Genomic DNA, 7158 nt, shown 5'->3' with positions numbered 1-7158 from the left:
TGCAGGGGAGACCCTGTGGGAGAGTAGGACACCGCCGGACTTAAATTGGCAAGAGGCCGCCCTTCGGGGCGGCCTCTTCGCATTTAACCCGTTCGCCAGAGAAGGCGTTTGCCACAGAAGGAGAGTGCAGCCTCGTGCCGTCACCGAATGGGCTTAGCGTGGGAACCGTGGATACGCAGAACACACCGACCGCGCCCTCCCCAGCGCCGGATGCCGAGGCCCGGATCGCGGAAACCTCGGCAGACGACGGACTGCTTCCGCGCCTGCGGGTGATCGAGGACCAGCCGCTGGCCGATCGAGCCGCGGCCTACGCCGCCCTGCACGACAGCCTCCGCGACGCTTTGGACGGCACCGCCGAGACGCGGAGCCAGGCCTGAACGTGGCAGGGCAGCGACTGGACGCCGCCCTCGCCTCGCGGGGCTTGGCCAGATCGCGCACGCACGCGGCAACGCTGATCGCCGAGGGGCTCGTGAGTGTGGACGGACGAGCGGTGCTCAAGGCATCCACGCCGGTGCGCGACGAGCAGCAGCTCGAGATCGCCGGCGCCGACCACTACGTCAGTCGCGCGGCCCACAAGCTCATCGCTGCGCTGGACGCCTTCGACGTTCCCGTCGCCGGACGGGTGGCACTGGATGCGGGAGCCTCCACCGGAGGGTTCAGCCAGGTGCTGCTCGAGCGCGGCGCAGCGCGGGTGCTCGCGGTCGACGTCGGGCACGGCCAGCTCGCTACGGGTCTTCAGGGCGAGCCCCGGCTCGTGCTCGTGGAGGGCTTCAACGTGCGCGACCTCACCACTGACGGCCTTGCGGCGGCGTCCGGAGTGCCGGAACGGCCCGACCTCGTCGTCGCCGACCTCTCCTTCATCTCCCTCACACACGTTCTCGCCGCCCTGCGGGCCACGGCGACACCGGACGCCGACTTCGTGCTGCTCATCAAGCCGCAGTTCGAGGTGGGAAAGGGCGGAACCCGCGAGGGTGTCGTGCGCGACCCTGCCGCCCGCACCGATGCCGTGACGAACGTACTGTGGGCGGCGTTCGACGTCGGCCTCGGCACGGCCGGTTTCGTGCGTTCTCCGCTGGCCGGCGGTGCCGGGAACATCGAGTACCTCGTCTGGTTGAGCGCGATGCGCGGCGTCAATCCGACAGAATGGTTGGACCGGGTTACAGCGATGACGGGAGCGTGATGCATGGCACAGGAACGCCACATCCTCGTCGTCGCGCACACCGGCCGGCCCGAGTCCCTGGGCGCCGCGGTTGAGGCCTGTCGGCAGCTGACCGACGCGGGCACCACGCCGGTGCTTCCCGGTGACCAGTGGGACGACCTGCACCACCACGCCCCCGAGCTCGACGGCCAGACCCGCCGGCTCGGCGAGGGCGTCGAGCCCGAGGACCTCGAGTTCGTCGTGGTTCTCGGGGGAGACGGCACCATCCTGCGGGCGGCGGAACTGGTGCGTGCCGCCGCCATTCCCATCCTCGGCGTCAACCTCGGCCACATCGGCTTCCTCGCAGAGAGCGAGCGCGACGACCTCGGCGAAGCGTTGCGCCGAGCCTTGGCCCGCGATTACGTCGTCGAGGAGCGCATGACCCTCGCGGTGCGCGTGAAGAACGGCACCGAGGTCATCCACGAGGACTGGGCACTCAACGAGGCCACCGTCGAGAAGGCCAGCCGTGAGCGGATGCTCGAGGTGGCCATCGAGGTCGACCGCCGGCCGCTTTCGACGTTCGGCTGCGACGGGGTGGTGCTCGCGACCTCGACGGGATCGACGGCCTACTCCTTCTCCGCCGGCGGGCCGGTGGTCTGGCCGACCCTCGACGCGCTGCTTCTCGTTCCGCTGAGTGCACACGCCCTGTTCGCCCGTCCGCTCGTGGTCGGGCCGGATTCGGCCCTCGCGGTCGAGCTGCTGCAGCGCACCGACGCCTCGGCCATTCTCTGGTGCGACGGCCGGCGCTCCTTCGACCTGCCGCCCGGTGCCCGCGTGGTCGTGCGCGCCTCGAAGGTGCCCGTGCGGCTGGCGCGACTGCACACCGGTCCCTTCACCGATCGACTGGTGGGCAAGTTCCAGCTGCCCGTCACCGGATGGCGAGGTCCGACCCCGTGATCGAGGAACTCAGCATCCGCGACCTCGGAGTCATCGCCGACGCCACGCTTCCCCTCGGGCCGGGTTTCACGGCGGTGACCGGCGAGACCGGAGCCGGAAAGACCATGGTCGTGACCGCGCTCGGGCTGCTGCTCGGTGCGCGATCCGACGCCGGCGCCGTGCGCAGCGGAAGCGCCGAGGCACGGGTGGACGGCCGTTGGTTCGTTGAGGAGACCGGTGCCGTCGCCGAGCGGGTGCGGGATGCCGGCGGCTCTGTCGACGAGGGGGAGCTGCTGCTCGGACGCTCCGTGTCGAGTGAGGGACGTTCGCGCGCCATCGTCGGCGGTCGCTCCGCGCCCGTGAGCGTTCTCACCGACCTCGCCGACGAGCTCGTCGTTGTGCATGGCCAGTCCGACCAGATCCGGCTGCGTTCGGCAGCGGCCCAACGGGCCGCGCTCGACAGGTTCGCCGGCGCGGAACTCGCGCAGGTGCTCGAGGAGTACCGCACCGTCTACGAGCGCTGGCGCGAGAGTGCGCACACACTGAAGGAGCTGACCGAGGACCGCGAGCAGCGGGCGCGGGAGGCCGAACAGCTGCGAGGGGACCTCGCCGAGATCGAACGACTCGATCCGCAACCGGGTGAGGACGAGGAGCTCGTCGAGCGGGCCGAGCGACTCGGCAACCTCGAGGAGCTGCGCATCGCCGCAGCAGGTGCGCGGGAGTGGATCTCCGCAGAGGAGAGCGACGAGAGCACCGACGCGGTCGCTGCCGTGGAGGCCGCCCGTCGCCAACTCGAACGGGTGGTGTCGCATGATGCCACCCTCGCGCCGCTCGTTGACGCACTCGCCAACGTGAGCTTCCTCATCGCGGATGCCGCTGCCGAGCTCTCCAGCTACCTCGCCGGACTCGACGCCGACGGCAGCCGGGAGCTCGAGGCGGTGCAGGAGCGCCGTGCCCAACTCGGTGCCCTCGCCCGCAAGCACGGCGGCAGCGTCGACGATGTTCTCGCCTTCGCCGAGAAGGGCGGGTTGCGGCTGCTCGACATCGACGATGACGCGGAGCGCATCGCCTCCCTCACGGCGAGCACCGCGCAGGACGAGCAGCGCGCGCGGGAGCTGTCGCAGCAGCTGAGCGCGCTGCGCGCAGACGCGGCACGGCGACTCGCCGCCGCCGTGACCGAGGAGCTTTCCGCCTTGGCGATGCCGGATGCCGCACTCCTCGTGACCGTGGAGCAGCAGGACGAACTGGGCGCGCTCGGCGGCGACGCCGTCGCGCTCTTGCTGCGACCGCACTCGGGTGCAGAGCCGCGGCCGCTCGGACGCGGCGCCTCGGGTGGAGAACTTTCGCGCGTCATGCTCGCGATCGAGGTCGTCATCGCAGCCACCGGTCCCGTACCGACGTTCGTGTTCGACGAGGTCGACGCCGGCGTCGGCGGTGCCGCGGCCATCGAGATCGGGCGCAGGCTCGCGCGACTGGCCGAGAGCGCGCAGGTGATCGTCGTGACGCACCTCGCCCAGGTCGCCGCCTTCGCGGGCAACCACCTGCGGGTGGCGAAGGATCGTTCTGGGGCCATCACCGCCTCGAGCGTGGAGCAGCTCGACGGGAACGCGCGCGTGGCCGAGATGGCGCGCCTGCTCTCCGGACTGCCCGACTCGGAGAGCGGCCTCGCTCACGCACGGGAGCTCATCGAGCTGGCCCAGGCATCCGTCGGCGCCTGATGCGCGCCGCTCCGGCATGGCGTGCACTGCGGTGGCCGAAAGCGCCGTGATAGCATGGAAGCCCGTGGCAGACATTCACGCGGGCATCTCGAACGGCATCACCAAGCACATCTTCGTCACCGGTGGTGTCGTTTCTTCTTTGGGCAAGGGCCTCACGGCCGCGAGCCTGGGCAACCTTCTGACGGCGCGCGGGCTCCGCGTCGTGATGCAGAAGCTCGACCCCTACCTCAACGTCGACCCGGGCACCATGAACCCGTTCCAGCACGGCGAGGTCTTCGTGACCGATGACGGTGCCGAGACCGACCTCGACATCGGCCACTACGAGCGCTTCCTCGACATCAACCTCAGCCAGGCCGCGAACGTCACCACGGGCCAGATCTACTCGAGTGTGATCGCCAAGGAGCGCCGCGGCGAGTACCTCGGCGACACGGTGCAGGTCATCCCGCACATCACCGACGAGATCAAGCGCCGTATGCGGCTGCAGGCCTCGGAGACGCCGCAGCCCGACGTGATCATCACCGAGATCGGCGGAACGGTCGGCGACATCGAGTCCCAGCCCTTCATCGAATCGGCCCGCCAGGTTCGTCACGAGCTCGGCCGCAAGAACGTGTTCTTCGTGCACGTCTCGCTCGTTCCCTTCATGGGTGCCTCGGGTGAGCAGAAGACCAAGCCGACGCAGCACTCGGTCGCCACCCTGCGCTCCATCGGCATCCAGCCCGACGCCCTCGTGCTGCGCAGCGACCGTCCCGTGACCGAGTCGAACAAGCGCAAGATCGCGCTCATGTGCGACGTGGACGAGGGCGCCGTGGTGAACGCGGTCGACGTGGCCTCCATCTACGACATCCCCGCGATGCTGCACGACCAGGGCCTGGACAGCTACATCATCGAGGCACTTGGGCTGAATGCGGCTGACGTGGACTGGAGCGGCTGGGAGGAGCTGCTCGAGACCGTGCACAACCCCCGCCACGAGGTCGCCATCGGCTTGGTCGGAAAGTACATCGACCTTCCCGACGCCTACCTCTCGGTCACCGAGGCGCTGCGGGCCGGCGGGTTCGCGCACAACACCAAGGTGCAGTTGCAGTGGATCCCGTCGGATGAGTGCCAGACCGAGGAGGGTGCCGCTCGCAACCTCTCGCATCTCGACGCCATCTGCGTTCCGGGCGGCTTCGGCGTGCGCGGCATCGAGGGCAAGCTCGGCGCGCTGCGCTTCGCCCGCGAGAACGGCATCCCGGCGCTCGGCCTGTGCCTCGGCCTGCAGTGCATGGTGATCGAGTACGCCCGCAACGTTGCCGGCCTCGACGGCGCCTCCTCGTCGGAGTTCGATCCCGAGACGCCCTTCCCGGTGATCGCCACCATGGAGGAGCAGGTCGAGATCATCGCCGGCGGCGACCTGGGCGGCACCATGCGCCTCGGTCTCTATCCGGCAGCCCTCGCAGACGGATCGCTCGTCTCGGAGCTGTACGGCGAGAGCGTCGTCTCGGAGCGCCACCGACACCGCTACGAGGTGAACAACGGCTACCGCGAGCAGATCTCGGATGCCGGCATGTGGTTCTCGGGCACCTCGCCCGACCGGCACCTCGTCGAGTTCGTCGAGCTTCCGCGCGACCAGCACCCGTTCTACGTCGGCACCCAGGCGCACCCCGAGCTGCGTTCGCGCCCCAACCACGCGCATCCCCTGTTCCGCGGCCTCGTGGGCGCGGCCCTCGACCGCCAGCAGGCGAGCCGGCTGTTCGAGGTGAAGGATGCCTGAGGGTGACGGACCGAAGGCGTCCGCGGCCCCGCAGGCCGACGGGCACGGGTTCGCCGACGAGGCCTTCGAGCCGCGGCTGCTGAGCTCCGAGCGGGTGTTCGAGGGCAAGGTGTGGGACGTGCGCCGGGAGGTGTTCGACTACAACGGCTCCGAGGTGACCCGCGAGTTCGTCGACCACACCGGAGCGGTGGGCGTACTCGCCATGGACGAGCAGGGTCGGGTGCTGCTCATCCAGCAGTACCGCCACCCGGTGCGCACGCGCGACTGGGAGATCCCGGCGGGGCTCCTCGACGTCGACGGCGAAGATCCGTTGACTGCCGCGAAACGCGAACTCGGCGAGGAGGTCGACCTCGGCGCCCGCACGTGGAATGTGCTCGCCGACTTCGTGCCCTCGCCCGGCGGCAACTCGGAGGTCATCCGCATCTACCTGGCCCGCGACGTGTATCCCGTCGAGCACGACTTCACACGCGAGGAGGAGGAGGCCGACATGCAACTGCGCTGGGTCGACCTCGACGACCTCGTGGAGGCTGCCCTGGCGCGACGGGTGCAGAACGCGCCGCTCATCATCGGAGCGCTCGCGGCGCAGGCTGCCCGCGCCCGCGGTTTCGCAAACCTCGCCCCCGGCGACGAGCCGTGGCCGAGGCGATCGCGCCGCGGCGCCGCGGACCGCTGAGCCGGGCGCTGCCAGACTCGGAGCATGAGCCCTGAAGCTGCGGTCGCGCCGTTCCTGCGGCACGTCACGGTCGAGCGTGGGCTCTCGCCGAACACCGTTGCGGCGTACCGTCGCGACCTGGCGCTCTATACCGACTTCCTCTCCCAGGAGGGGGTCACGGACGTCGGCGCCATCACGAAGGCCCAGCTCTCGGCGTTCGTGCAGCATCTCGGCACGCGGCCGGAAGCGCCGCTGAAAGCATCCTCGATCGCCCGCGTGCTCTCGTCGGTGCGCGGCTTCCACCGCTTTCTGCTCGAGGAAGGCGAGGCCGAACTCGACGTGGCGCACGAGACCAAGCCGCCCAAGCTCGGCATGCGCCTGCCGAAGGCCATCTCGATCGACGAGGTGGGAGCGCTGCTCGCGGCGACGGATGGTGAGGGCCTGCAGGCGCTGCGCGACAAGGCGCTGCTCGAGTTGCTCTACGCCACGGGGGCGCGCGTGTCTGAGGCCGTAGCGCTGAACGTCGACGACGTGCTCGAGGACTCGGTCGTGCGGCTGTTCGGCAAGGGCGGCAAGCAGCGCATCGTTCCCGTCGGCTCGTACGCCCGTGCGGCCATCGACTCCTACCTGGTTCGGGCACGGCCGGCGCTGTCGGCGCGGGGGAGCGCCACACCCGCGCTGTTTCTCGGCTTGCGCGGCCAGCGCGTCTCCCGCCAGAACGCCTGGCTCATCATCCGTGCCGCGGCGGCCAAGGCCGGCATCGCCACTGAGGTCTCTCCGCACACCCTGCGGCACTCGTTCGCCACCCATCTGCTGGCCGGCGGAGCCGACGTGCGCGTGGTGCAGGAGCTGCTCGGCCACTCCTCGGTGGCGACCACGCAGATCTACACCATGGTGACGGCTGACACGCTGCGCGACATGTACACGACGGCGCATCCCCGGGCGCGCTGAGCGGTGCGAGGCG

7 protein-coding genes are annotated in these 7158 nt (G+C 70.0%); all 7 read left to right on the top strand.

Annotated features, from left to right (window positions below):
* Positions 1-167: 167 nt before the first annotated feature.
* Positions 168-377, top strand: a complete 210-nt coding sequence (locus WDJ51_RS02660; protein WP_337850869.1) for a hypothetical protein — start codon at positions 168-170, stop codon at positions 375-377.
* Between the two features lie 2 nt (positions 378-379).
* Complete coding sequence (locus WDJ51_RS02655; protein ID WP_443218452.1) at positions 380-1180, top strand: TlyA family RNA methyltransferase; 801 nt, start codon at positions 380-382, stop codon at positions 1178-1180.
* A gap of 3 nt (positions 1181-1183) precedes the next feature.
* Complete coding sequence (locus WDJ51_RS02650; RefSeq protein WP_337850868.1) at positions 1184-2095, top strand: NAD kinase; 912 nt, start codon at positions 1184-1186, stop codon at positions 2093-2095.
* Positions 2074-3792, top strand: a complete 1719-nt coding sequence (gene recN, locus WDJ51_RS02645) for a DNA repair protein RecN (protein WP_337850867.1) — start codon at positions 2074-2076, stop codon at positions 3790-3792. The genes WDJ51_RS02650 and recN overlap by 22 nt, the downstream gene beginning before the upstream one ends.
* Positions 3793-3856: 64 nt before the next feature.
* Positions 3857-5542 carry a CTP synthase gene (locus tag WDJ51_RS02640; RefSeq protein WP_337850866.1) on the top strand — a complete coding sequence of 562 codons (1686 nt, stop codon included), beginning with the start codon at positions 3857-3859 and terminating at the stop codon, positions 5540-5542.
* A complete protein-coding gene (locus tag WDJ51_RS02635) occupies positions 5535-6215 on the top strand; it encodes an NUDIX hydrolase (RefSeq protein WP_337850865.1) in 681 nt (226 codons plus the stop codon). The genes WDJ51_RS02640 and WDJ51_RS02635 overlap by 8 nt, the downstream gene beginning before the upstream one ends.
* Before the next feature lie 24 nt (positions 6216-6239).
* Complete coding sequence (xerD, locus tag WDJ51_RS02630) at positions 6240-7145, top strand: site-specific tyrosine recombinase XerD (protein ID WP_337850864.1); 906 nt, start codon at positions 6240-6242, stop codon at positions 7143-7145.
* The last annotated feature ends 13 nt before the right edge of the window (positions 7146-7158 follow it).

Origin of the sequence: Rathayibacter sp. YIM 133350 (genome assembly GCF_037404875.1) — a bacterium.
Taxonomy (GTDB): Bacteria; Actinomycetota; Actinomycetes; order Actinomycetales; family Microbacteriaceae; genus Orlajensenia.
This window is presented reverse-complemented; position numbering and strand designations above follow the sequence as displayed.

What these genes read in the sequence shown, in the direction of transcription:
- recN (WP_337850867.1), top strand. Translation starts at nt 2,074, where the DNA reads ATGGCGAGGTCCGACCCCGTGATCGAGGAACTCAGCATCCGCGACCTC.
- xerD (WP_337850864.1), top strand. Translation starts at nt 6,240, where the DNA reads ATGAGCCCTGAAGCTGCGGTCGCGCCGTTCCTGCGGCACGTCACGGTC.
- WDJ51_RS02650 (WP_337850868.1), top strand. Translation starts at nt 1,184, where the DNA reads ATGGCACAGGAACGCCACATCCTCGTCGTCGCGCACACCGGCCGGCCC.
- WDJ51_RS02635 (WP_337850865.1), top strand. Translation starts at nt 5,535, where the DNA reads ATGCCTGAGGGTGACGGACCGAAGGCGTCCGCGGCCCCGCAGGCCGAC.